Origin of the sequence: Streptomyces sp. NPDC021212 (assembly GCF_044332925.1) — a bacterium.
Classification (GTDB): Bacteria; Actinomycetota; Actinomycetes; order Streptomycetales; family Streptomycetaceae; genus Streptomyces.
Genome location: NZ_JBIRPZ010000012.1, coordinates 38709 through 64561 on the forward strand (window position 1 = coordinate 38709; position 25853 = coordinate 64561).

General features: G+C 71.1%; 19 protein-coding genes. 14 read left to right on the top strand and 5 right to left on the bottom strand.

What is annotated here, in order from left to right; all coding sequences use genetic code 11:
* Positions 1-16: 16 nt before the first annotated feature.
* From ACH4SI_RS29865 to coxB, 3 genes are read right to left on the bottom strand one after another with little or no spacing between them, the layout of a single operon-like run.
* Positions 17-415 carry a cytochrome c oxidase subunit 4 gene (locus ACH4SI_RS29865; RefSeq protein ID WP_398301035.1) on the bottom strand — a complete coding sequence of 133 codons (399 nt, stop codon included), beginning with the start codon at positions 413-415 and terminating at the stop codon, positions 17-19.
* Positions 412-2151: a cytochrome c oxidase subunit I gene (gene ctaD, locus ACH4SI_RS29870; RefSeq protein ID WP_398301037.1), complete on the bottom strand. Its 1740-nt coding sequence runs from the start codon at positions 2149-2151 to the stop codon at positions 412-414. Before ctaD ends, ACH4SI_RS29865 begins: the two co-directional genes overlap by 4 nt.
* A complete protein-coding gene (gene coxB, locus ACH4SI_RS29875) occupies positions 2148-3110 on the bottom strand; it encodes a cytochrome c oxidase subunit II (RefSeq protein WP_398301039.1) in 963 nt (320 codons plus the stop codon). Before coxB ends, ctaD begins: the two co-directional genes overlap by 4 nt.
* A 403-nt stretch (positions 3111-3513) precedes the next feature.
* On the opposite strand from coxB, the gene ACH4SI_RS29880 reads away from it, so the two are divergent.
* Entirely contained in the window at positions 3514-4905 is a 1392-nt protein-coding gene (locus ACH4SI_RS29880) for a cysteine desulfurase/sulfurtransferase TusA family protein (protein WP_398301041.1), read from the top strand.
* A gap of 70 nt (positions 4906-4975) precedes the next feature.
* Here the strand turns inward: ACH4SI_RS29880 and ACH4SI_RS29885 are convergent, their stop codons facing one another.
* A complete protein-coding gene (locus tag ACH4SI_RS29885) occupies positions 4976-5950 on the bottom strand; it encodes a carbohydrate kinase family protein (protein ID WP_398301043.1) in 975 nt (324 codons plus the stop codon).
* Positions 5951-6110: 160 nt separating this feature from the next.
* On the opposite strand from ACH4SI_RS29885, the gene ACH4SI_RS29890 reads away from it, so the two are divergent.
* Positions 6111-6335 carry a hypothetical protein gene (locus ACH4SI_RS29890; protein ID WP_055551026.1) on the top strand — a complete coding sequence of 75 codons (225 nt, stop codon included), beginning with the start codon at positions 6111-6113 and terminating at the stop codon, positions 6333-6335.
* Positions 6336-6472: 137 nt separating this feature from the next.
* A complete protein-coding gene (locus tag ACH4SI_RS29895; RefSeq protein WP_398301045.1) occupies positions 6473-7933 on the top strand; it encodes a hypothetical protein in 1461 nt (486 codons plus the stop codon).
* Between the two features lie 68 nt (positions 7934-8001).
* Here the strand turns inward: ACH4SI_RS29895 and ACH4SI_RS29900 are convergent, their stop codons facing one another.
* Positions 8002-8355: a HesB/IscA family protein gene (locus ACH4SI_RS29900; protein WP_398301047.1), complete on the bottom strand. Its 354-nt coding sequence runs from the start codon at positions 8353-8355 to the stop codon at positions 8002-8004.
* 259 nt (positions 8356-8614) lie between these two features.
* Here ACH4SI_RS29900 and nadA point away from each other — a divergent pair, with 259 nt between their 5' ends.
* From nadA to ACH4SI_RS29955, 11 genes are all read left to right on the top strand, one after another.
* Positions 8615-9793, top strand: a complete 1179-nt coding sequence (gene nadA, locus ACH4SI_RS29905) for a quinolinate synthase NadA (protein ID WP_398301049.1) — start codon at positions 8615-8617, stop codon at positions 9791-9793.
* 409 nt (positions 9794-10202) lie between these two features.
* Positions 10203-11462 carry a cytochrome P450 gene (locus tag ACH4SI_RS29910; protein WP_398301051.1) on the top strand — a complete coding sequence of 420 codons (1260 nt, stop codon included), beginning with the start codon at positions 10203-10205 and terminating at the stop codon, positions 11460-11462.
* A 70-nt stretch (positions 11463-11532) separates the two neighbouring features.
* Entirely contained in the window at positions 11533-12885 is a 1353-nt protein-coding gene (locus tag ACH4SI_RS29915; RefSeq protein WP_398301054.1) for a cytochrome P450, read from the top strand.
* Positions 12882-13955: a polyprenyl synthetase family protein gene (locus ACH4SI_RS29920; RefSeq protein ID WP_398301056.1), complete on the top strand. Its 1074-nt coding sequence runs from the start codon at positions 12882-12884 to the stop codon at positions 13953-13955. The genes ACH4SI_RS29915 and ACH4SI_RS29920 overlap by 4 nt, the downstream gene beginning before the upstream one ends.
* A 63-nt stretch (positions 13956-14018) precedes the next feature.
* Positions 14019-15101 (top strand): terpene synthase family protein, encoded by a 1083-nt coding sequence (locus tag ACH4SI_RS29925; RefSeq protein ID WP_398301058.1) that lies wholly within the window; start codon positions 14019-14021, stop codon positions 15099-15101.
* Positions 15098-16441, top strand: coding sequence for a cytochrome P450 (locus ACH4SI_RS29930; RefSeq protein ID WP_398301060.1), 1344 nt, complete (start codon positions 15098-15100; stop codon positions 16439-16441). The genes ACH4SI_RS29925 and ACH4SI_RS29930 overlap by 4 nt, the downstream gene beginning before the upstream one ends.
* An 8-nt stretch (positions 16442-16449) precedes the next feature.
* A complete protein-coding gene (locus tag ACH4SI_RS29935) occupies positions 16450-16914 on the top strand; it encodes an SRPBCC family protein (RefSeq protein WP_398301062.1) in 465 nt (154 codons plus the stop codon).
* Positions 16911-18110 carry a cytochrome P450 gene (locus ACH4SI_RS29940; protein ID WP_398301064.1) on the top strand — a complete coding sequence of 400 codons (1200 nt, stop codon included), beginning with the start codon at positions 16911-16913 and terminating at the stop codon, positions 18108-18110. The genes ACH4SI_RS29935 and ACH4SI_RS29940 overlap by 4 nt, the downstream gene beginning before the upstream one ends.
* An 8-nt stretch (positions 18111-18118) precedes the next feature.
* Complete coding sequence (locus ACH4SI_RS29945) at positions 18119-18340, top strand: ferredoxin (protein WP_398301066.1); 222 nt, start codon at positions 18119-18121, stop codon at positions 18338-18340.
* Positions 18337-19617 (top strand): hypothetical protein, encoded by a 1281-nt coding sequence (locus ACH4SI_RS29950; RefSeq protein ID WP_398301068.1) that lies wholly within the window; start codon positions 18337-18339, stop codon positions 19615-19617. Before ACH4SI_RS29945 ends, ACH4SI_RS29950 begins: the two co-directional genes overlap by 4 nt.
* On the top strand, positions 19610-25825 hold the full coding sequence (locus tag ACH4SI_RS29955; protein WP_398301070.1) for an SDR family NAD(P)-dependent oxidoreductase: 6216 nt from the start codon (positions 19610-19612) through the stop codon (positions 25823-25825). The genes ACH4SI_RS29950 and ACH4SI_RS29955 overlap by 8 nt, the downstream gene beginning before the upstream one ends.
* Positions 25826-25853: the final 28 nt, after the last annotated feature.

Below are 25853 nucleotides of genomic sequence, written 5' to 3' on the forward strand. Positions count from 1 at the left end.
CTCCTACGCGATACGGCTACTGGTTCTGGCTCTCGCCGCGGTAGTACTCGAAGACCCACCCGAAGAGGCCGACCATGATGATCGGGGCGGAGAAGAACAGCAGCCACCAGCCGAAGATCACGCCCAGGAAGGCCAGGGCGCCACCGACGCCCAGGGACAGCGGCTGCCAGCTGTGCGGGGAGAAGAAGCCCAGCTCACCGGCGTCGTCCGCGACATCGGCGTCCTGGTTGTCCTGCGCCCCGGCGTCCACCCGGCGAGCGGTGAACGCCAGGTAGAAGCCGATCATGATGCTCAGCCCGAAGGCGAGGAACAGCGCCGTGGTACCGGCGGGCTCCTTCGACCACACGCCGTAGACGATCGCCATCACCAGGATGAAGACGGCGAGCCAGATGAACATCCGGCCTTGGACCTTCACTTGCCGGCCTCCTTACCACCCGCGAGGGCCTTGTCATCGTCGGCCGCACCCTGGTGCTCGAGCTGGTCGAGCGCCGCGATCTCGGGGTGGTGCAGGTCGAACGCCGGCGATTCGGAACGGATCCGCGGCAGGGTGAGGAAGTTGTGCCGCGGCGGCGGGCAGGAGGTGGCCCACTCGAGCGAGCGGCCGTAGCCCCACGGGTCGTCGACCTCGACCTTCTTGCCGTACTTGGCGGTCTTCCAGACGTTGTAGAGGAACGGCAGGATCGACAGGCCGAGCAGGAACGAGCTGATCGTGGAGATCGTGTTCAGCGCGGTGAAGCCGTCGGCCGCCAGGTAGTCGGCGTACCGGCGCGGCATGCCCTCGGCGCCCAGCCAGTGCTGCACCAGGAAGGTGCCGTGGAAGCCGATGAACAGCGTCCAGAAGGTGATCTTGCCGAGCTTCTCGTCCAGCATCTTGCCGGTCATCTTCGGCCACCAGAAGTGGAAGCCGGAGAACATCGCGAAGACCACGGTGCCGAAGACCACGTAGTGGAAGTGGGCCACCACGAAGTACGAGTCGGAGACGTGGAAGTCCATCGGCGGCGACGCCAGGATGACGCCGGTGAGACCACCGAAGGTGAAGGTGATGAGGAAGCCGATCGCCCAGAGCATCGGGGTCTCGAAGCTCAGCGAGCCCTTCCACATCGTGCCGATCCAGTTGAAGAACTTGATACCGGTCGGAACCGCGATCAGGAACGTCATGAAGGAGAAGAAGGGCAGCAGCACCCCGCCGGTGACGTACATGTGGTGCGCCCACACGGTCACGGACAGACCCGCGATGGAGATCGTCGCGGCGACCAGGGTGAAGTAACCGAACATCGGCTTGCGCGAGAAGACCGGGATGACCTCGGAGATGATGCCGAAGAACGGCAGCGCGATGATGTACACCTCTGGGTGTCCGAAGAACCAGAAGAGGTGTTGCCACAACAACGCCCCGCCATTGGCCGCGTCGAAGACATGCGCCCCGAATTTACGGTCCGCCTCCAGGGCGAACAGCGCGGCGGCCAGCACCGGGAAGGCCAGCAGGACCAGAACGGCGGTCAGCAGCACGTTCCAGGTGAAGATCGGCATGCGGAACATCGTCATGCCGGGAGCGCGCATGCAGATGATCGTGGTGATGAAGTTGACCGCACCGAGGATCGTGCCGAAGCCGGAGAAGGCCAGACCCATGATCCACATGTCGGCGCCGATGCCCGGCGAGCGGACCGCGTCCGACAGCGGCGAGTACGCGAACCAGCCGAAGTCGGCCGCGCCCTGCGGGGTCAGGAAGCCGCCCACCGCGATGAGCGAGCCGAAGAGGTACAGCCAGTACGCGAACATGTTCAGCCGCGGGAACGCCACATCTGGCGCGCCGATCTGGAGCGGCATGATCCAGTTCGTGAAGCCCGCGAACAGCGGGGTGGCGAACATCAGCAGCATGATCGTGCCATGCATGGTGAACGCCTGGTTGAACTGCTCGTTCGACATGATCTGCGTGCCCGGGCGGGCCAGCTCGGCGCGCATGAAGAGCGCCATCACGCCGCCGATGCAGAAGAACGCGAACGACGTGACCAGATAGAGCGTGCCGATCGTCTTGTGGTCCGTGGTGGTCAGCCACTTGACGACGACATTGCCGGGCTGCTTGCGGCGCACCGGCAACTCATCCTCGTACGAGGCGGTTGCGTCGGCACCCTGGGGTTCGTTGAGGATGCTCACTGGGTCTTGGTCTCCGCGTTCTTGGCGGGGTCCGTCTGCGCAATGCCCGCCGGGATGTATCCCGTCTGGCCCTTCTTCGCCAGGTCCTTCAGGTGCTGCTGGTAGCGCTCCGGTGAAACGACCTTGACGTTGAAGAGCATCCGGGAGTGGTCGACGCCGCACAGCTCGGCACACTTGCCCTTGAAGGTGCCCTCCCGGTTCGGGGTGACCTCGAACCGGTTGGCGTGGCCCGGGATGACGTCCATCTTCATCAGGAAGGGGACCACCCAGAACGAGTGGATGACATCACGGGAGGTCAGGATGAACTCGACCGACTCACCCTTCGGCAGCCACAGGGTCGGACCCGGGTTGCCGTTCTGCGGATTCCGCTCGCCGGGGGTGCCGGTGTCGTAGACGCCCTCGGCGCCCTTGGGGGCGGTGGCGAGCATCTTGTCGGGGATGGACGCCACCTCCTTCGGGGTGGCCTTGGGGCTGGCCGGGTTCCCGTCCACGTTCTCCATGTAGTTGAAGCCCCAGCTCCACTGGTAGCCAACGACGTTGACCACGTGGTCGGGCTTCTTGGAGGTCTTGAGGAGAGCGTTCTCATCGCGCGCGGTGAAGTAGAAGAGCACCGAGACGATGATGATCGGGACCACGGTGAACAGTGCCTCGAGGGGCATGTTGTACCGGACCTGCACCGGGACCTCGACCCTGGTCCGGGTCCTGCGGTGGAGGATGACCGACCACAGGATCAGGCCCCAGACCAGCACGCCCACGGCGAGCGCTGCAGCCCACGAGCCCTGCCACAGGGAGAGGATCCGCGGCGCCTCCTCTGTGGCCGGGGTGGGCAATCCGAGGCGGGGGAAGTCCTTGGATGTGCAACCGGTGGCGGTCGCCAGGACCGCGCCCGCGGACAGCGCCTGCAGCAGCTTCCGCCGCACCGGGCGCCGCGACGAGCGGTCGGAGCCGTTGGGACTCACGTAGCGCCTTCCCGAGAGTCTCGCCCGCGCGGTCGGCCGCGGCCGTCATCTGGTCGGTCGCCGGCCCGGTGCGGGCAGGGGTTTGGATGTTTATGCGGACCAAACCCTACTGGACGCCATTTGGCGCTGCGCGGGGAGGGTGCCCAACGCGCCGGGCCCCTCCCCGAAGGGGTGGCGTCGCCCAGGGAAAGCCGTGGAATCTCAACGGAATGACCTGCTCCACCAGCGTTTTCCGGGCCCGGGGGCGGTGCGGGGTGTTGCCGGGGGACGGCCGGGGTAGAGGTGGTGCGGGCACCGCCCCGTTCGTGTGATGCCGCGCGTCGGCACGCCGTACGCCCGTGCGTGGCAATTCCGCTTTTTTGTCATGAGCCGTGCGCCGGGAACAGGGGCTAGCGTTCTTTACGTGCCCTATTTCGACGCGGCCTCGTCCGCACCGCTGCATCCCGTTGCCCGGCAGGCGCTGCTCGCCGCCCTCGACGAGGGGTGGGCCGACCCGGCCCGGCTCTACCGCGAGGGGCGGCGCGCCCGGCTGCTGCTGGACGCCGCGCGGGAGACGGCCGCCGAGGCCGTCGGATGCCGCCCGGACGAGCTGTCCTTCACCCCCTCGGGGACCCGCGCCCTGCACGACGGCATCGCCGGGGCGCTCGCCGGGCGCCGGCGGGCCGGGCCGCGGCTGATCGTCTCCGCGGTGGAGCACTCCGCGGTGTTCCAGGCCGCGGCGGCACACGAGGCGTCCGGCGGTGCGGTCACCGAGGTCCCGGTGGACCGTACGGGCCGGGTCGCGCCGGACGCGTACGCTGCGGCCCTGCGCGAGTCCCCCGACGGCGTCGCGCTGGCCTGCCTCCAGTCCGCCAATCACGAGGTCGGCACGGTGCAGCCGGTGGCCGCCGCGGCGGAGGCGTGCGCGGCGGACGGCGTGCCGCTGCTGGTGGACGCGGCGCAGTCGCTGGGCTGGGGCCCGGTGGAGGGCCGGTGGTCGCTGCTGACCGCGAGCGCCCACAAGTGGGGCGGCCCGGCGGGGGTCGGGCTCCTCGCGGTGCGCAAGGGCACGCGGTTCCGCCCGGCCCCGGTGGACGAACGGGAGTCGGGCCGCGCCCCGGGCTTCGAGAACCTCCCTGCCATCGTCGCGGCCGCCGCCTCGCTGCGCGCCGTACGGGCCGAGGCCGCCGAGGAGGCGGAGCGGCTGCGGGGTCTTGTGGACCGTATCCGGGCCCGGGTGCCGGAGCTGGTGCCGGACGTGGAGGTGGTGGGCGACCCGGAGCGGCGGCTGCCGCATCTGGTCACCTTCTCGTGTCTCTATGTCGACGGAGAGGCGCTGCTGCACGAGCTGGACCGGGCGGAGTTCTCGGTCTCGTCCGGGTCGTCGTGCACCTCCAGCACGCTGGTCCCCAGCCATGTGCTGCGGGCCATGGAGGTGCTGTCCGAGGGCAACATCCGGGTCTCGCTCCCGCGCGGGACCTCGGGGACGGACGTGGAACGGTTCCTCGCGGTGCTGCCGGGCGTGGTGGCCGGGGTGCGCGAGCGGCTGGGCCCTCCGGCTCCGGTCGGCGCTCCCGCTCCTGGGCCCGATTCCGATGTGGTCGTCGACTCGCTGGGCAAGCGGTGCCCGATTCCGGTGATCGAACTGGCCAAGGTCATCGGCGAGGTGCCGGTGGGCGGGGTGGTGACCGTGCTGTCCGACGACGAGGCGGCCCGGCTGGACATTCCGGCGTGGTGCGAGATGCGGGGGCAGACGTACGAGGGCGAGCGCCCCGCCGAGCGCGGGACGGCGTACCGGGTGCGCCGCCGGACGTAGGGCCGGGGGGCGGACATACGGCGGGGCCGGGGGAACGTTTCCCCCGGCCCCGCCCGTACGCGTCCCGCCGTCAGGCCAGGTGGTCGCTGATCTCGGCCGCCGCGTCGTCGCCGTACGCCTTGGCGAAGCGCTCCATGAAGTGGCCGCGGCGCAGCTCGTACTCCTGCGTGCCGACCGTCTCGATGACGAGCGTCGCGAGCATGCAGCCCATCTGGGCGGCGCGCTCCAGCGGGAGGTTCCAGGACAGGCCGGTGAGGAAGCCCGCGCGGAAGGCGTCGCCGACGCCCGTCGGGTCGGCCTTCTGCTCCTCCTCGGCGCAGCCGACGACGATCGGCTCCTCGCCCTCGCGCTCGATCCGGACGCCCTGGGCACCCAGCGTGGTGATGCGGGTGCCGACCTTGGCGAGGATCTGCTCCGAGGTCCAGCCGGTCTTGGTCTCGATCAGCGCGGCCTCGTACTCATTGGTGAAGAGGTACTTCGCGCCTTCCACCAGCACCCGGATGTCCTCGCCTTCCATGCGGGCGAGCTGCTGCGAGGGGTCGGCGGCGAACGGGATGCCGCGCGAGCGGCACTCCTCGGTGTGGCGGACCATCGCCTCCGGGTCGTCCGCGCCGATGAGCACCAGGTCGAGACCGCCGACCCGGTCGGCGATCGGCTGCAGCTCGATCTGGCGGGCCTCGCCCATGGCGCCGGTGTAGAAGGAGGCGATCTGGTTGTGGTCCTCGTCCGTGGTGCAGAGGAAACGCGCGGTGTGCAGCGTCGCGGAGATCCGGACGGACTCGGTGTCCACGCCGTGCCGGTCCAGCCAGGCGCGGTATTCGGCGAAGTCCTCGCCGGCCGCGCCGACCAGAATCGGGCGCAGCCCGAGCACTCCCATGCCGAAGCAGATGTTCGGGGCGACCCCGCCCCGGCGGACTTCGAGGCTGTCGACCAGGAAGGAGAGGGAAACCGTGTGCAACTGGTCGGCGACCAGCTGATCGGCGAAGCGTCCGGGGAAGGTCATCAGATGGTCGGTGGCGATGGAGCCGGTGACGGCGATGCGCACGAGAGCTGCTCCTGTTTCGGGGCGGCGGCGAAATCGGACGCTTCACGCTATCGACTTCCCCGGCCACTTACGAACGGGAGGAACTACCACGTAGTAGGGCATACGGTGCAGAGATGACGGGGCTCGTGCCCGTGCGGGCCCCCTCGGACCGGGAGGACCCATGCCGCAGCACGTCACCCCCGCCCAGGCCGCCGCCGGGGCGATCGAGCCCGACTCGCTGGCCGAACTGCGTGGCTACGGGGCACGGATGGCGCCGCACTGGGCGGTCCCGGTGGTCACCGTATCGCCTCCCGCCGCGCCCGTGTCCCCCTCGCGCATCCGCGGGATCACGGTCCCCGCCGCGTCCGCCGATCTGGTCGGCGGCATGTCCGACTACGGCGACTGAGACGCGGCTCGCAGCGGCGGCCGAAAAGCGTCGGAGGCACCGGAAGGAACCAGCCGCCCCTTCACCCCGTCACACCGGCAACCCCCTCGCGAGGGCAGTAGGCCGGACAACGTGAGCGGAGCGGAAGGAGAGAAACGGTGAGCACCGAGGAGACCGACACCCCGCAGACCCCCGACGACGACCATCAGCAGCCGCGTCGGCGTTCCCGGCTGGCCGTCGTATCGGTGGCGGCCGCGGTGCTGGTCGCCGGTGGCGGCGGCGCCTACTGGGCCTCGACCGCGGCGAACGGCGGCGGCTCCCAGGGCCCGGGCTCGGCCGGCCGGGACGGATCCCCCCGGCCCCTCGCACTGGACGCGTACGCCGCCCCGGCGGGGAACGACGGACACGACGGGATCGCGGTCGGCGAGCCCGACCCCCACGGCAGCGGCCGCTATGTGGTCGACGGAAGGCTGCCGGACGGCCCCGACGAGGCACCCGTCTACCTGACCGACGCCAAGGTCGGCAAGGCCGATGTGGCGCGGCTGGCGAAGGCCCTGGACGTCTCCGGCAGCCCCCGCGCCGACAACGGCAACTGGAAGGTCGGCGGCACCGGGGACGGCAGCGGCCCGGTGCTGCGGGTGAGCCAGAAGGGCCCGGGCAGCTGGTCGTACTCCCGCTTCGGGACGCCGGGCGGCGACACCTGTGTGCACCCGCCGGGCGCGGGGCCGAAGGCCGACAAGAGCTGCCCGACCTACCGCGAGGGCAAGAGCGGCAAGGGCGACAAGAGCGACGACGACAAGGCCGTGTCCGAGGAGAAGGCCAAACGCACGGCCGAGCCCGTGCTGAAGGCGCTCGGGCTGACGGACGCGAAGCTCGACGCGAGCGGCCGCTACGGCGCCGTACGCATGGTGAACGCGGACCCGGTGCTGGACAAGCTGCCCACCCAGGGCTGGACGACCAGCCTCCAGGTGGGCGCGGACGGGCAGCTGACCGGCGGGAACGGCGCGCTGGCGACGCCGAAGGAGGGCGACAGCTATCCGCTGATCAGCGCGCAGCAGGCGCTGAAGAAGCTCAACGCCACGGCCCCCAGGAGCGGCGCGGGCGGATCCGGGAAGGTGACCGTGAAATCGGTGACCTTCGGGCTGGCCGCGCACTCCGTGGAGGGGCGGCGGGCGCTGGTGCCGTCGTGGATCTTCAAGACCGAGCCGACGGGGGCCAACGGCGTCGCGGCGACCCTCCCCTACCCGGCCGTGAAGCCGGAGTTCATCAAGAAGAAGAGCGGTGACGCCCCGGGCCAGGGCCGGAAGGGCGAGAAGCGTAGCGAGCCGGGCACGCCGGGCCGCGGCTCCAAGGCCGACGACATCACCTCGTACAGCGCGGACGGGAAGACGCTGACGCTGCGCTTCTGGGGCGGCGTGTGCGACACCTACTCGGTCTCCGCCGACGAGACGTCGAAGAAGGTGACGGTCGAGATCACGAGCAAGCCGAAGCGTCCGGGCCAGGCATGCATCCTCATGGCCAAGGAGATGACGAAGAAGGTCACGCTCGACAAGCCGGTGGACGGCCGCGCGGTCGTGGACAAGTCCACGGGCGAGAAGGTCCCGGCGCAGAAGAAGTAACCCGAGCGACAACGCCGGAGGCGGCGGGCCCGGATGGACCCGCCGCCTCCGTATGCCGCTGCGAGGGCTCAGCTGAAGGAGTCGCCGCAGGCGCAGGAGCCCGTGGCGTTCGGGTTGTCGATGGTGAAGCCCTGCTTCTCGATGGTGTCCACGAAGTCGATCGAGGCGCCGCCCAGGTACGGGGCGCTCATCCGGTCGGTCACGACCTTGACGCCGTCGAAGTCCTTGACGACGTCGCCATCGAGCGAGCGCTCGTCGAAGAAGAGCTGGTAGCGCAGGCCGGAGCAGCCACCGGGCTGGACGGCGACGCGCAGCGCGAGGTCGTCGCGGCCCTCCTGCTCCAGCAGGCCCTTGACCTTCGACGCGGCGGCGTCGGACAGGATGATGCCCTCGCTCGCGGTGGTCTCGTCCTGAACGGTCATCTGCTTCTCTCCCGGGTCGTACGGACTGCTTGCCGTCGGCTTCAACCAACGGCGCCCCGGATTCATTCCGGGCCCAGCGCATGTTCCTGGCTCTTCATGCTCGCACATGGGGCCCGTGGACCGTAATGCGTCACATCGACGCGATGCCCATCGTCAACATGACGTGAAGCGGTTATGATAGATAGCGTCATTTTGACGATTAGGGTTTCCGTCTCCGTGTCCCGATGCGGATCCGAGTGAAGAAAGAAGGGTGCGTGTCGTGACCACCGCCCAGCCCCTCGACGTCCAGCCGACCCCGCTCGCGCTGCTCCTGCTCGGCCGTGACGCCGACCCGAGGAGCGAACGCGGCGTGGAGTGCCCCGGCGACCTCCCCGCGCCCTCCGACCCGGACCTGGTGGCCCGGGCCCGCGCGGCCAAGGAGAAGCTCGGCGACAAGGTCTTCGTGCTCGGGCACCACTACCAGCGCGACGAGGTCATCGAATTCGCCGATGTCACCGGTGACTCCTTCAAGCTCGCCCGTGACGCGGCCGCCCGGCCGGACGCCGAGTACATCGTCTTCTGCGGTGTGCACTTCATGGCGGAATCCGCCGACATCCTGACCGGCGACGCCCAGCAGGTCGTCCTCCCCGACCTGGCGGCGGGCTGCTCGATGGCCGACATGGCCACCGCCGAGCAGGTCGCCGAATGCTGGGACGTGCTGACCGAGGCGGGCGTCGCCGGGACGACGGTGCCCGTCTCATACATGAACTCCTCCGCCGACATCAAGGCCTTCACCGGCCGCCACGGCGGCACGATCTGCACCTCCTCCAACGCCCGCCGGGCCCTGGACTGGGCCTTCCAGCAGGGCGACAAGGTGCTCTTCCTGCCCGACCAGCACCTGGGCCGCAACACCGCGGTGCGGGACATGGGCATGTCGCTGGACGACTGCGTCGTCTACAACCCGCACAAGCCCGGCGGCGGGCTGACCGCCGAGCAGCTGCGCGCCGCCAAGATGATCCTGTGGCGCGGCCACTGCTCCGTCCACGGCCGCTTCTCGCTGGAGTCCGTGCGGGATGTCCGTGAGCGCATACCGGGCGTCAACGTGCTGGTGCACCCCGAGTGCAAGCACGAGGTCGTCGCCGCGGCCGACCTCGTCGGCTCGACCGAGTACATCATCAAGACCCTCGAGGCCGCCCCGGCCGGCAGCAAGTGGGCCATCGGCACCGAGCTGAACCTCGTCCGGCGGCTGGCGAACCGATTCGCCGACGAGGGCAAGGAGATCGTCTTCCTCGACAAGACGGTGTGCTTCTGCTCGACCATGAACCGGATCGACCTGCCGCACCTGGTGTGGGCCCTGGAGTCGCTGGTCGCGGGCAAGGTCGTGAACCGCATCCAGGTGGACGCCGAGACGGAGGCCCACGCGAAGGCCGCGCTGGAACGGATGCTGGCGCTCCCGTAGCCCCTCCCCGTATCGCCCCACCCCGACTTCGGGGTGGGGCGGTGTCGTTCTATGCGCCGGTAAATAAACCCTCCGCAGCCACTTTGATGCAATCGAATAGTCTTGCGCCTGGTCGCACAGGACTGCTAGCGTCTCCACGGATCAAGGGAACGGGGGCTCCTATGCTGGCATTTCTGCCGCTTCACACGACGCGTAGCGTTTTCACGGCTATCCCATTCGCCCGCGTCACGCCCGGGCACTTCCGGTAAGGCCGACCCTTCTCGGCGCGCGTCTGTCGCGCCACTGCTCTCCACATCACCACTGGCGTTTCCAGCGGCATTGACGTGCTCCGCCACCCGGGAGCGGCGCGTCGCGGAAAAGCCATGGCTCCATCCTGCACGGACACAAAATCTCTGCAAAGGACGTGTACGTGAGCGACCGCATTTTAGAGGACAGTCAGCTCGACCCTGCCGAGCTGTTCGATCCCATGAGCCCCCAGTTCATCGCGAACCCGCACGACGCCTATCGCGTCGCCCGCGAAAAGGCGCCCGTCTGCCCGGTGACGGAGCATGGCCCGTGGGTCATTACGGGACGCGAAGAGATGGCTCAGGTGCTGCGGGATCCACTGCGGTTCACCAGCCGGAACAACACGCACGGCGCATATGAGCTGACCGAGGAATGCCAGGAGCTGCTCTCCGGCTCGCTCTTCTATCGGGTCACCTTGTTCAATTCCGACCCCGAGACCCATGGCCGCTTCCGCTCGCTGGTCAACGAGGAGTTCACTCCGCGCGCGCTGCGCCGCCGCGAGCCCGCGATCCGGGAGCTGGCCGAAAAGCTGGTACGGGACATCAAGGACGCCGGAAGCGTCGACCTCCTCTCCGGCTTCGCCTACCCGCTGCCGATGACGGTGATCTGCGACATCATCGGCGTCCCCGCGCAGGACCACGCCACGGTCAAGGCGTGGAACAACGACTGGCTCCTCATGCAGGTCATGCCGCTGCCCCCGGAGGAGCAGCTGCGCTGCGCGAAGAGCGTGCTCGCCTACGAGGAGTACTACCGGGGCCTGCTCGCCGACCGGAGCCGGCGCCCGGCCGACGACCTGCTCAGCGTGCTCGTCGAGGCGGCCGCCCAGCAGGACCCGGTCTGCACCCTCGACGACGCAGTCCTCGCGCTTCAGGTCATCCTGGCCGCCGGCCATGAGACGACGACCAACCTCATCGCGAACACCGTCCACCAGCTGCTCCGGGACCGGAGCCTGTGGGAGCAGGTCGTCGCCGACCGCGGGCTGATTCCCGCGGCGGTCGAGGAGGGGCTCCGGTTCGACACCTCCGTGCAGGGCGCGCCCCGGCTGGCCGCCGAGGACACGACAGTCGGCGGCGTGACGATCCCGGCCGGCGCGAAGGTGCACACGATGTTCGCGGCGGTGGGCCGCGACCCCGGGCTGACCGAGGATCCGGAGACCTTCCGGCTCGACCGCAGCGGCCCGCCGCGCCACTTCGCGTTCGGCCACGGCATCCACTTCTGCCTCGGCGCGAGCCTGGGACGCCTGGAGAGCCGCATCGCACTGGAGACGCTCGCCGAGGCCCTGCCGGGCCTCGAACTCGCCCCCGGCTTCGAGCCGCAGCACATTCCGGGCGGGTTCGTCTTCCACGGCCTGTCGGCCCTTCCCGTCACCTGGCCGACCGGCTGATTCCCGGCTCTTCGCAGGTCGCACGGAATTTCAGAGGTTTCACGGATCCGCTTCTTCCTGGGAGTCGTCCATGGCCGCCATCACCGCTGCCCCGAATGTGCCGATCACCCCTGGCAGGCTGCCGCTCATCGGTCATGCCTTCGCCATGTGGAGAAACCCCCTCAAGTTCTTCAATTCAGTGAGCGAGCAAGGTCCGCTCGCCCGTATTCAGCTCGGCCCGCTGCACGCCTATCTCGTCAGCAACCACGACCTGCTGTACGACATCCTGGTGCGCAAGGCCAAGGACTACGAGAAGGGGATGCAGTACGACCGCGTGCGCACCATGCTCGGAAACGGCATTCTGCTGTCCGAGGACGAGTTGCACCGGAGCCAGCGGCTGCTGATGCAGCCGGCTTTCCACCACACCCAGATCGCCACCTATCTGGGAATTATGCGGGACAGCGCCACCGCCGTCTTCGACTCGTGGGAGGACGGCCAGCGGGTGAACATGTATCCCATGTTCTACGAGCTGGCCGTCCGGATCGTCATCAAGGCGCTCTTCTCCACCGACATGGCCGAGCACGACATCAAGGAAGTGTATCGGTGCATGCCCGTCGTCATTTCGGGTGTGGAGCGGCGCGCGGCCGTTCCGCCCGCCTTGCTCGACCGGGTTCCCACGCGCGGCAGCAAAATGTTCCACAGCGCCATCGGCCGACTCACAAAGGTGGGCCGTCGCATCGTCTCGGATCTCGACTCCCAGAAGGACCGCACGGCCAATGATCTGATGGCGAGGCTTTTCGCCGCGCGGGACTCGGGAAATCCGAACGTCACGGACCAGCAGATCCACGAAGAGTTCATGACCATGCTGACCGCCGGCTCCGAGACGACGCCGAGCGCGATGTCCTGGACGGCGTACCTGCTGGGCGAGCACCCCGACGTCCAGCGGAAGCTGCAGGCGGAAGTGGACGCCGTGCTGGAGGGGCGTCCGGTCACGGCGGAGGATCTGCCGAAGCTGGAGTACACCCGCCAGGTGGTCACCGAATCACTGCGGATGTACCCCCCGGTCTGGGCGCTGGGCCGCCGGACCAGGGTGGACACCCAGCTGGGGAAGCACCGGATCCCCCGGGGGACCGAGGTGCTGTACTCCATCTACGCGGTCCACCACGACCGCACGATCTACCCGAAGCCCGCCACGTTCGACCCGGACCGCTGGCTGCCGGAGCGCCGGCGGGAGATCCCGCGCAGCGCGTTCATGCCCTTCGGTGCGGGCGTCCGCAACTGCATCGGGGAATCGTTCGCGTGGAACGAGATCCAGGCCGTGATCGCCACGCTCGCCTCGAAGTGGCATGTGCGGCCCACCAGCGACAAGCCGGTGGAGCCGATCGCGATGGGCGCCCTGGTGCCCGGGCCGCTTCCGATGACCGTCGTCCGGCGCAAGATATGAGCGGACCGGCCCTCACCCTCGAAGAGCACGCCGCCGTCCGCACCCAGATCGAGGACAAGCTCCGCTCGTTCCTCGACTCCAAGGTCGGCGAGATCACCAACACCGAGACCCGCGGCGTACTCCAGCATCTGCGCGACTTCGCGCTGGGCAACGGCAAGCGCATGCGCCCGCTCTTCTGCTACTGGGGGTGGCGGGGCGTCCTGGGTGAGGACCGCGCCGAGGAGGACATCCTGTCGGTGGCGGCCGCGGTGGAGCTCTTCCACGTGGCCGCGCTGATCCATGACGACATCGTCGACCGCAGCGACCTCCGGCGCGGGTCGCCGACGATGCACCGCAGATACGCCCGGCTGCACGAGGAGTCGTGCTGGAACGGCGAGAGCGGCCACTTCGGCCTGAGCGCGGCGCTCCTGGCCGGGAACGCCGGCATCGTCTGGTCGGACGAGCTGTTCCACGACGGCTGGCGCGCCAGCCGCTCGCCGGGCGCCATGTCCCTGTTCTCCGGGCTGCGCGCCGACGCCATCCACGGGGAGTACCTGGACCTCTTCGGCGAGGCACGGACCGGTTCGGTGGCGGAGGCCCTGGAGGTCGTGCGCTACAAGACGGCCGGTTACTCCGTGCGCGATCCCCTGCGGCTCGGTGGCGTCCTGGCGGGCGCGACGGACGAGGTCCTCGCCGCGTACGGGACATACGGGCTGCTGCTCGGCGAGGCCTACCAGATGCGCGACGACCTGTTCGGGATCTTCGGGGAACCGCGGACGACCGGAAAGTCGAATGTCGACGACATCCGCCAGGGCAAGCTGACCGTGCTCATCACGATCGCTCGGGACCTGGCCGGGCCGCGCGAGGCCAAGCTGATCGACGGGCTCTACGGAGCACCCTGGGTCGACGACGAGGGAGCCGCCGAGGTCAGGGACGTCGTGGAGCGTGTCGGCGCGCGGGCGGTGGTCGAAGACATGATCAGCGACCGGTATGCGGGCGCGCTGCGCGCGCTGGAGGGCGCCGCCATCCACCCCTCCGCCCAGGAGGCGCTGCGCGAGCTGGCCCACGCCGCCGTGGACCGCCGGACGTGACCCGAGGCCGCGCCGCCGTCGCTCACCACCTTTCTCGTTCCGCCTGCCTTCAGGAGCGTCGCCATGCCACGGACCCGAAGCCCCTACGTTCCCGGTGAGGAGTTCTACCTCCCCGAGTTCCCGTATCTGCTGCCCGCGCTCTCCCACCCGGAGACGGCCGCCATCCACCGGAGTTCGAACGACTGGGTGCGCGAGAACATGCGTTTCGCCCTGGACGGCGACCGGGAGATGGACCAGCTCCTGGAGGAGGGTGCGGCGCTGTGGACCTGCTACGTCCTGCCGACGGCGGAGCGGCAGCGCCTGCAGCACCTGTGCCACTACACGGAGTACCTGTCCGTCTTCGACAACGCGATGGTCGACCGCAAGAAGATCGGCAGGGACGTCGACGCCGCGAAGGAGATGTTCGCCCGGGTGGTGAACATCCTCGACGACCGGGCGGTCGGCGGCGACTTCGAGTGGGGCCACGTGCTCCAGGGCATCTGGCGCGAGATGCGCGCCCAGCTCCCCGACCGGCAGTGGGAGCGCTTCCTCGGTGAGGTCCGCCGATTCCTCTCCGGCTGCGTCGCCGAGATCACCTCCCGGCGCGACGACGAGGTCTTCGACCTGGAGAGGTATCTGAACGTCCGCCGGGACAGCGTCGGCATGGGGATGTACTTCGTGCTCGGCGAGTACGGCCTGGGCATCGACCTCACCGATCAGCTGGAAGCCCACGCCGAGCTGCGGAAGCTCATCGACATCGCGCTCGAGCACATCATGCTCACCAACGACCTGTTCTCCTTCCGCGCCGAGGCCGCGATGGACGACTACGTCAACGCCCTCTCGGTGCTGCGGCTGAGCGAGAACATGGACCTCCAGTCCGCCGTGGACCGGCTCTTCCGCGTCATCGAGGACCGGCGGAACGACTTCATGGCGGCGCGGAAGGCGATCGAGGACGGCGAGCTGGGCGGCGACCCCGCCGTGGCCGCCTACCTCGACGCGGTCTGGCACATGATGGCCGGCAACCTCCAGTGGTCCTACGTCACCTCCCGCTACAACGGCATCGGGCACAGGTGGAACGGCTTCCGCTCCGGAGTGGTCACCCTGCACGCGGAGCGGACGGTGTTCAGCGACCGTCCGTACCACAGCCTGGGGCGGCGGTCCGCATGACCGGCATCGCGACGTACCGGGTGGCGCGCGGCCGGGTGCCGCTCGCCGGACACACGCCGGCGCTGGTGCGCAGCCCCTTCAGGTTCCTGCGGTCGCTGCAGGGCCAGGCCGACATCGTGCGCGTCGATTTCGGCACCGCCCCGACGTACTTCCTCACCGAACCGAAGCTGATCAACACCCTGCTGACGGACCACGACGGCGTCCTCGACAAGGGCCGCTTCTACGACAAGGTGCGGCCACTGGCAGGGAACGGCGTCGTCCTGGCCAACGGCGACGAGCACCGGCGGCAGCACGCCATGGTCAAGCCCTCGGTGCATCGCGTCCAGGTCAGCCGCTACGCCGAGGTGATGAGGGACGTCGCCGCCGGGCAGGCCACGTCCTGGCGCGCCGGAGAGCGGATCGCGGCCGACAAGGAGATGCACGCGATCACCCTGCGCATCCTGGCCAGCACGATGTTCGGCGCGGGTGTGGACGCGCGCGCCGTCTCCGAACTGGTCCGGCTGCTGCCCGCCGTCCTCAAGGGCATCATGTGGCGGACGGTCGTGCCCGACGCGGTCAACCGGCTGCCGCTGCCGGTGAACCGGCGGTTCGACAAGGCGTTCGCCGAGCTGCGCGAGGCCATCAACCGGATCATGCGGACGTACCGCGACCAGGGCATCGACAACGGCGACCTGATGTCGGTGCTCCTGGCGACGCGGGACGAGAAGAGCGGCGAGCCGCTGACGGAACGCGATGTGTGCGATCAGATCGTCGCGGTGACCATGGCCGGTGCCGAGACCGCCGCCACGGCGCTGGCGTGGACGTTCTACGAGATGGCCCGGCATCCGGAGATCGAGCGCAAGGTCGCGGAAGAGGTCCGGGACGTGATCGGCGACCGTGACTTCGAGATCGGCGACGTGGCCGGGCTGGAGTACGTCAGGCGCGTGCTCCAGGAGTCGCTGCGGCTGCGGCAGCCCATCCTGGTCATCTCGCGCCGCACCACCCGGCCGATGGACCTCGGCGGCCGGAAGGTTCCGGCCGGCACCGAGCTGTTCTACAGCCCGTACGGGGTCTTCCGCGATCCGGAACTGTACCCCTCCCCGGAGCGGTTCGACCCCGACCGGTGGCTGTCCCGCCCGGCGACGAGTCTTCCGCGCGGCGCGTTCGTCCCCTTCGGCGGTGGCCCCCGGCACTGCTTCGGCGAGCACTTCGCCTGGACCATGATGGCGGCCGTCATGGTCGAGGTCACCCGGCGCTGGCGGCTGGAGCTGCCCCCGGGCTTCCGGGCGCGCGAGATGCCCTGGGCCACCGTGAACCCCAGCTCGCTGCCCATGACCGTGCTCCCCCGGGCCGGACGGTGACGGGCGCCGTGCGACGCGTGGAGACCAGCGTGCACATCTCCGCCGAACCGGCGCGGGTCTGGGCGGTCCTGACGGATTTCGCGGACTATCCGCAGTGGAGCCCCACGCTCCGGCGGATCAGCGGCACCCCGGCCGAGCACGCCCGGCTGGCGGTCACCGTGGCGGGACCGGGCGGCCGGGAGTGGACGATCAGGCCGGTGGTTCTCGCGGCCGAGCCCCGCCACGTGCTGCGCTGGCGCGCCCGGCTGCTGATGCCCGGAGTCCTCACCGGGGTGCACGAATTCGTGCTGACGCCGGAGGGCGACGGCACCCGCGTCGTCCACGCCGACTCCTTCTCCGGAGTCGCCGTCCCCGCGCTCGGCCGCTTCCTGACGCGGAACGCCTCCGGTATGCGCGACCAGAACTCCGCGCTCAAAGCCCGGGCCGAAGCGACGAGTCAGTCAGACCGGATCATCCAGAAGGACAGTCGATGAGTGCCGATCAGTGCCCCATGCGGATTCCCGTCAAGCGCGACGGAGTGTTCGACCCGCCGCCCGAACTGGCCGGGCTGCGGACCCATTCCCCGGTGGCTCCCCTGACCTACGCCGACGGCCATGTCGGCTGGATCGTGACGAGCTACCGGCTCGCCCGGGAAGTCCTTCAGGACCCGCGCTTCAGTTCCCGGCCGGAACTGCGGCACTCGGCGGTCCACGAAGTGCTGGGGGACGGCTCCCCGCCCGAGGAGGACGTGCCGGGGATGTTCGTCGGCATGGACCCCCCGGAGCACACCCGCTACCGGAAGCTGCTGACCGGTGAGCTGAGCGTGCGGCGGATGCGGCTGCTCGAAGAGAAGATCGAGGCCACGGCGCACCGCCTGATCGACGACCTGTGCACCCCCGCGAAAACGGCCGACCTGGTAACGGAGTTCGCGGCCCCGCTGCCCTCGCTGGTGATCTGCGACCTCCTCGGCATCCCCTACCCGGAGTGGGAGCGGATCCGGCCGGTGTCCGAGCACATGCTGCGGACGGACTCCACGGCGGACGAGGTCAAGGAGTGCTACCGGACCATCTTCGAGTTCCTCGGCGAGGCGGTCGAACGGCAGCGGCGAGCGCCCCAGGACGACCTGCTGGGAGGGCTGGTCTCGACCAGCGGGCTGTCCGACGTCGAGTTGACCAGCATCGCCTTCCAGCTGTTCACGGCGGGCCACGAGACGACGGCGAACATGCTGTCGCTCGGCACCTTCACCCTGCTGACCCACCCCGAGCAGCTCGCCGCGCTGAAGAAGGACCCGGCCCTGCTGCACGGGGCGGTCGAGGAGCTGCTGCGGTACCTCACCGTCATCCAGTTCGGCATCTCCCGGGGCGCGCTGGAGGACGTGGAGCTGGGCGGCGTGACCGTCAGGGCCGGGCAGACGGTGACGATCTCACTGCCGGCGGCGAACCGGGACCCGGAGCGCTTCTCCGACCCCGATGTGTTCGACATCCGGCGGCCGGCGGCCGGGAACCTGTCGTTCGGCTTCGGTGTCCACCAGTGCGTCGCCCAGCAACTGGCGCGGGCCGAGATGCGCATCGGCTACCGGACGCTGTTCGACCGCCTGCCCGGTCTGGCCCTCGCGATCCCCGCGGACCAGGTCGAGACGCGCACCACGGAGATCGTCTACGGCATCAAGTCGCTGCCGGTCACATGGTAGGGAGGCGGATGTTCATCGAAGCGGACACCGAGCGCTGCTGCGGATCGGGCATGTGCGCGCTCGTCGCCGGCGAGCTGTTCGACCAGACGGAGGACGACGGCACGGTCATCGTGCTGCGGCCCGAGGTTCCCGAGGACCTGCGGGAGCTGGCGCTGGAGTGCGAGCGCAACTGCCCGTGCGGCGCGCTGTCGGTCCGTACCGGCGGGACGGCCATCGGGGGCGGCGCATGACCGGGCGACGCCACCTGGACCCCAGCGAGGCGTTCCACGCGTCGATCGACTGGGCGGGCAACTACTCGGCCCTGTGCGAGGGGACGGTCGACGGCGAGGCACTGGGCCGGGCGTTCGCGGCCCTGTCGGACGCGGCGCCGCTGCTGCGCGGCCGGCTGATCCGGGACAAAGGGGGATTCCACTTCGAGGTGGCGGGCCATCCGCGGGCGGAGTTCACCGTCCGCGGGGGCGGCGAGGCCGCGTACCGGGAGGAGATGGTCAGGCGGCTGGACTCGTCCCGTTCCCTGGCCCGGCTCACCCTGATCACGGACGGAGCCGCCCGGCACGGCGAAGTTCCCCGGCACCACGTCATTCTGACGCTGCATCACGCGATAGCGGACGCCGGAGTCGGCATCGCGCTCTTCGCGCGGCTGTGGGAGATCTACACCGCCACGGTCACCGGCACTCCGGTCCCCCGCCCGGCGGCCGCGCTTCCCATCTCGGCCGAGCGGCTGCTGATCGCGCGCGGGGCGGGTCGGGCCGACGGGTACGGGCCGGGCTGGGACGACGACGCCGCGGCCGTCTCCCGCGCCCTGTCGGCGGCCGCGGGCGCCTTCGTACTGCCCGCCTCCGAGGTCGCCAGGGCACGGTTCGACCGGGACACGACCCGGCGGCTGATCGAGTCCGTCTCCGGCCTCGGCCTGTCGCTGCACGGTTTCCTGTGCGGTGCGGTGCTCGTCGCCTGCCGTGACGAGCTGCGGGAGGAGAGCGGACCGGCGCGGCTGGTGTGCGGGTCCCCGGTCGATCTGCGGGCCTGGCTCTCGCCGCCGGTCGGGCCGTTCGAGGCGACCAACTTCGTGGCGGGCATCGAATTCGCGGTCACCGTGCCCGAGTCCGCCGACCCGCTGACGGTCGCCCACGACGCCACCGGGGGACTGGACGCGGCCATCGCGGCCATCGTCCCCGAGCGCGTGCTGCTCGACTCGCGGCGGTTCTCGGGATCGGCGGTGGAGGTCGTGGACTACGCCGTCTCCAACATCGGCCGGATTCCCGATCTGGCCACCCCCGAGGGGCTGGCCATCACGGACTTCCGCGGCTACACGTCCACGACCGTCCCCGGCATGCCCCTGTTCCTGGTGAGCGTGTACGACGAACGGCTCAGCGTCGAACTGATCTCGGCCGCCGGCCTCCTGACCGCCGAACAGCGCACCCGGGTCATCGACCGACTCGGCGACGTCCTGCGCTCGGCCCCGGGCCCGAGCATCGCGAAGACCGCGGGAAAGGCAATCCGTGACTGATCACTCCCCCGACGCCGCATCCTCCATCGCCGTCGTCGGCATGGCCGGACGCTTCCCGGGCGCGGCGGACATCGACGGCCTGTGGCGCCTGCTGACCGAACGGGGCGACGCGATCGGCCCCGTACCGCCCGACCGGTGGGACACCACGGCCCCGCTGGACCCGGAGCGGCACATCCAGGACGTCGGCGGCTTCCTCCCCGACATCGGCCTGTTCGATCCCACGTTCTTCGGGATCTCGCCGCGCGAGGCCCCGGACCTCGACCCGCAGCAGCGGCTGATGCTGGAGGTCGCCTGGCAGGCCCTGGAGGACGCCGGGCGGCCCGCGGCGGACCTGCGCGGCTCCCGCACCGGCGTGTACGTCGGGGCGATCTGGCACGACTACGAGCAGCTGCGCAAGGAACGGGGCGCGGCCACCACTCCGCACAGCCTGGTGGGCAACGTCCTGGACGCGATCGCCGCCCGCGTCTCGTACTTCCTCCAGCTCTCCGGGCCCAGCCTGGTCGTGGAGACAGGGTGCTCGTCCTCGCTGGTGGCGCTGCACCTCGCCGCACGGGCGCTGCGCCTCGGCGAGATCGAGGCGGCCATGGTCGGCGGGGTCAACCTCCTGATCAGCCCCGAGACCTCAATCGGGCTGACCCACTTCGGCGGCCTGTCCCCCACGGGCCGCTGCCACTCGTTCGCGGCCTCCGCCGACGGGTTCGTCCGCGGTGAGGGCGTGGTCGCCCTCTACCTCAAGCGGCTGGACCGGGCGCTGGCCGACGGCGACCGGATCCACGGTGTGATCGTGCACACCACCGTGAACAACGACGGCGGGGGCAAGAGCCTGGTCACTCCGAACCCGGCGGCGCACGAAGCGCTGCTGCGCACGGCGTACGCGGAGTCCGGCATCCCCGTGGACCAGGTCGCGTACGTGGAGGCGCACGGCACCGGCACCCGGCGGGGCGACCCGATCGAGGCGACGGCGATCGGCCGCGTCCTCGGTGCCGGGCGGGCCGGGCGGCCGCTGCCCATCGGCTCGGTGAAGAGCAACATCGGCCATCTGGAGGCGGCGTCGGGCCTCGCCGGACTGGTGAAGGTCCTGCTGGCGCTGCGGCACCGCACGGTCCCGCCGAGCCTGCACTGCGAGGAGCCGAACCCGGAGATCGACTTCGCCGGGCTCGGCCTGCGCGTCGCGACGGATCCTCTGCCGCTGCCGCGCGGCGGGCCGCTGTACGCGGGGCTGAACTCCTTCGGCTGGGGCGGCACCAACGCGCACGTCATCGTGGCGCCCGCGCCCCAGCGGCCCGCCGGCGCGGAGACCGCGGCCCACCGGACGGGGCCCGTGCTGGTGCCGGTCTCCGCCCACCAGCCCCGCGCGCTCCGCGACCGGGCCGCGGAGTTGGCCCCGTCGGCGTCACAAGGCAACCTCACAGACATCGCGGACGCCCTCGCGCACCACCGTGACCAGTTCGGCGTCCGGGCGGGGTTCGTGGCGGGCGACGGTGCCGAGGCCGCCCGCCTGCTGTCCGCGTACGCGGCCGACCCCGGCGCCGACATCCCCGGGGTGGTCACGGGGCGGGCGCGGGCACACGAGCGCACCGCGTTCGTCTTTCCGGGGCAGGGGTCGCAGTGGGCGGGCATGGCCACGGAGCTGTACGCGGGTGACCCGGTGTTCGCCGCGGCGGCCCGGCGCTGCGCGGAGGCGCTGCGCCCGCATGTGGAGTGGGACCACGACCCGGTCGAGGTGGTCGCGGGCCGGGCGGGCGATGGCTGGCTCGACCGGCTCGACATGGTGCAGCCGGTGCTGTGGGCGGTCTCGGTCGGGCTCGCTGAGTCGTGGCGTGCCGCCGGGGTCGAGCCGGACGTGGTGGTCGGACACAGCCAGGGTGAGGTCTCGGCCGCTACCGTCGCGGGGCTGCTGAGCGTCGAGGACGCCGCCCTGATCGTGGCCCGGCGCAGCGCCTTGGTGGCCCGTACCGCAGGCGAGGGCGGCATGCTGGCGGTGGAGCTGGGCGCGGACGCCGCCCGGCGGGCGCTGGCGGGATCGGAGGACGTGCTCTCGCTCGCGGTCGTCAACGGGCCCCGGTCGTGTGTGCTCTCCGGGGATCTCGACGCGCTGGCGGCGGTGCGGAAGTCGCTGGAGTCCGACGGTGTGCACTGCCGCATGGTGAACGTCGACTACGCGTCCCACAGCCCGCAGATGGACGCGTTGACCGGTGAACTCCTCGCGGCGCTCGCGCCGGTGCGGCCCCGGCCGGGGCGGATCCCGCTGCGGTCGACGGTCCTCGCGCGCACCGCCGGGGCGGCCGAGCTGGACGCCGGCTACTGGGTGCGCAATCTGCGGCAGCCGGTGCTCTTCGCCGAGGCGATGGGCGCCCTGCTGGACGAGGGGGTCAGCCATGTCGTGGAGATCAGCCCGCATCCCCTCCTGGTGCCCGCGGTCGAGGAGCTGACCGCGGAATACGAGGAACCGGCGCGTGTGGTGTCCACCCTGCGGCGGGACGCCGGTGGCCCACGCGACTTCCGGCTCGCCCTCGCCGCCGCCTATGTGGCGGGCCTCGCGCCCTTCGGGGCACCTGTGGGAAAGGCGCGTACCGCTCCCGCGGTCACGCTGCCCGGCTATCCGTGGCAGCGGAGTCGGTTCTGGGTGGACGGGGAGAACCGGCGCCCGGCACGCATGGGCGCCGGTTTCGAGGTCGCCCTGCTGCCGTCCCCCGGCGGGCAGGACATCTGGCACGGCACCGTGGAGCTGGGCACGCCCGACCACCCGTGGCTGGCGGACCACACGGTCCACGGGGCGGTGGCGGTGCCCGGCGCGGCCATGCTGACGCTCATGCTCGGCGCGGTGGCCTCCCGCACCGGCGGGCTGCCCACGGCCCTCACCGACGTGACGTTCCGGACCGACCTGACCCTGGACGGCGAGGAGCCGGTCCTCGTCGGCGCGGACTGGCGTGATGACCTGGCCGAGGGCGGCACCGTCACGCTGCGCTCACTGCGGGAGGGGACCACGTCCTGGCTCACCCACGCCTCGGCCCATGTGCGGCTCGGGGAGGTCCACCCGGCGAGCGAGGAGTTCCCGGCCCGGCTGCTGGAGGAGCCGGAACGCGACATCCCGGCGTTCTACGCGGACTGCGCCGAGCGCGGCCTCGGCTACGGGCCGTCGTTCCGTGCCCTCACCTCCCTGCGGGTGTGCGGCCAGACCCGGGCCGCACTGGGCGAGGTGCGGTCGACCGGGCGGTGGCGCGCCGGTGCCCGTCCGGGGATGCTCCACCCCACCGTGTGGGACGGGGCGCTGCAGACCCTGCTGGCCCTCGACGGTGTGGCGGGCGACGGCCGGGCCGTCGTGCCGACGGGTGTGCGCCGCGTCCTGGTGCACGCGCAGCCGGATCACGCCGTGACCTCGGTGTGGTCGTATCTGGTCCGGCGCGATGACACCCATGTCGACGTGCACCTCTACGACGCCGGGCGCACCCCGCTCATGACCATGGAAGGTCTGACGGTGCAGGCGCTGGAGCGCACCGAGGGAACGCCCGGCGGGCCGGGCGGCGACGAGGACCGTCTGCACCGCCTGGAGTTCCGTCCGGTGCCCCCGTCCGCCACCACCGCGCCCCGGGGCGGCATCTGGCGCGTACGCGGGGCCGGCGCGCCCGCCGGACATGCGGCGGCGCTGACGGAGGCGCTGCGCGCGGCCGGGGCCGAGGTGACCGGCGCGCCCGGCGGGGAGACCGCCGGACTGGTGTATCTCGCGCCGCGCGGGGACCTGGCGGCGCAGCGGGCGGGGCTGCTCGAACTCACCGAACTGGTCCGCGCCGCGGCGGCCGAGGGCACCGTGTCGCGGGTGGTCGTCGTGACCGCGGGCGCCCAGGCGGTGGCCGACGGGGATGACGTGGACCCGGGTGCCGCGCTGTTCTGGGGCTTCTCCCGGGTGCTGCGGCGGGAGCACCCCGGGCTGGACCCGCTCGTGCTGGACGTGGAACCGGACGCCGAGCCATGGGCGGCGGTCGCGGCCGAGGCGCTGGCGCGGGACGGCGAGGACCAGGTGGTGCTGCGCGGCGGCACCCGCCACGCGGCCCGCCTCACGCGGGGAGCCGCCCGGGAGACGAGCCTGCCGGAGGTGCCGTGGCGCGGTGCGCCGCAGCCGTTCCGGCTGGCCACCGGCCGGCCGGGGTTCTTCGACGCGCTCGGCTATCGCCCGCTGCGGCGTACGGCCCCGCCGCCGGGTCACCTCGAGATCGAGGTGACGGCGGCCGGGCTGAACCGCATCGACGTGGTGAAGGCCATGGGCACCTACCCCGATCCGTCCGACGCCGACGTGTTCGGCAACGAGTGCGCGGGCCGGGTGGCGGCGGTCGGTGACGGGGTGGCCGGGTTCGCGGTCGGCGACCGCGCCGTCGCGGTGGCCCCCGGATCGCTGGCCTCCCATGTCACGGTGCGCGCTGACCACGCCCGGCCGATTCCGGACGGCATGGACGACGCGGACGCGGCGGGCGTTCCGGTGGCCCTGCTCACCGCCTGGTACGGCCTGCACGACCTGGCCCGGCTGGAGGCCGGTGAGACGGTGCTGATCCACTCCGGCACCGGGGGACTGGGACTCGCCGCGATCGGCGTGGCCCGCGCCCTGGGTGCCCGGGTGATCGCCACCGCGGGCAGTGCGGAGCGACGGGAGTATCTGCGCGCGGAACTCGGCGTCGAGCATGTCTTCGACTCCCGCGAGCTGTCCTGGGCCGGGGACGTGCGGGAGGTCACCGGCGGCCGTGGCGTGGAGGTCGTCCTCAACTCGCTGACCGGTGCGGCGATCGGGCGGGGGCTGGAGGCGCTGGCGGAGGACGGCCGGTTCATCGAGGTGGGCAAGACGGACATCTGGGCCGACCGGTCGCTAGGGCTTGGCGCCTTCCGCAAGCGCGTCACCTTCGCCACTGTGGACCTGGCAGGGGTGGCGCGCAGCCGCCCCGAGCGGATGGCACGACTGCTGGGCGACGTATGGGACCGGGTGACGACGGGCCGGCTCAGCCCGCTGCCGACCACCAGGTTCCCCTTCGCGGCGGCGGCGGACGCCTTGCGGACCATGTCGGCCGGTCACCACATCGGAAAGTTCGCCCTGGTCGATCCCGCGTCGGTGGTCTCCGTGGCCCCTCAGCCCCTGCCGTTCCGCGCCGACGCCGGCTACCTGGTCAGCGGTGGGCTGGGGGCGCTCGGCCTGTCCTTGGCCGAGTTCCTGGCCGAGGGCGGGGCCGGTGCGCTCGTCCTGCTCGGGCGGTCGGCACCGGCTCCGGAGGCCGCCGCCCGCATCGCGGCGATGCGCCGTCACGGCGTCCGGGTGCACGTGGTGACGGCGGACGTCGCGGACCCCGCGGCGCTCGCGGACACGCTGGCCGGGGTGCGCGCGCAGCTGCCGCCGCTGCGAGGGGTCATTCACGCGGCGGCAGTGCTCGACGACGCGACGATCGGCACGCTGCGGCCGGAGAGTGCCGAGCGGGTGCTGGCGCCGAAGGTGGACGGCGCGGTCAACCTCGACCGGGCGACCCGCGAGGACCCGCTCGACTTCTTCGTGCTGTTCTCGTCGATGGCGGCGCTGGTCGGCAACGCCGGGCAGGCGGCCTACGCCGCCGGAAACGCCTTCCTGGACGCTCTCGCCGTCTCGCGCAGGCGGCGCGGTCTGCCGGCGCTGTCGGTGCAGTGGGGGCCGTTCGCCGAGATCGGTCTCGCCGCCGCCGACGACCTGCGCGGGGCACGGCTCGCCGATCGCGGCATGGCGGGTTTCCCGGCCGCCGAGGCGTGGTCCGCGCTGCGCGCGCTGCTGGAGAGCGGCGAGGAGGATGTGGTCGGCTACGCGCCCCTCGATCTGCCGCGGTGGTTCGAGGCCAATCCGGAGACGCTGACGCAAGCGACCTGGCAGGAGCTGCGCGAGACCTCCGCGGGCGGCGGTGGCGCCGGTGGCGGGTTCGCCTCCTGGGTGCGCTCGCTCGGCCCGGAGGGCCGCCAGGAGGCGGCGTGCGAGAAGGTCCGTGAGCTGGCGGTGCGGGTGCTGAGCCTGGAGGAGACGGGGATCGAGCGGGACGTTCCGTTCCGCTCGCTCGGTCTGGACTCCCTGATGAGCATCGAGCTGCGCAACCGGCTGGAGACGGCGTTCGGCCTGAAGCTGCCCCCGACGATCCTGTGGACCTGCCGCAACGCGGAGGCGCTGGCCGCGGAGCTGTGCAGACGGCTGGAGGAGACCACGGGCGTGTGACGGCGGGCCACGGCGGGCACCGCCCGGG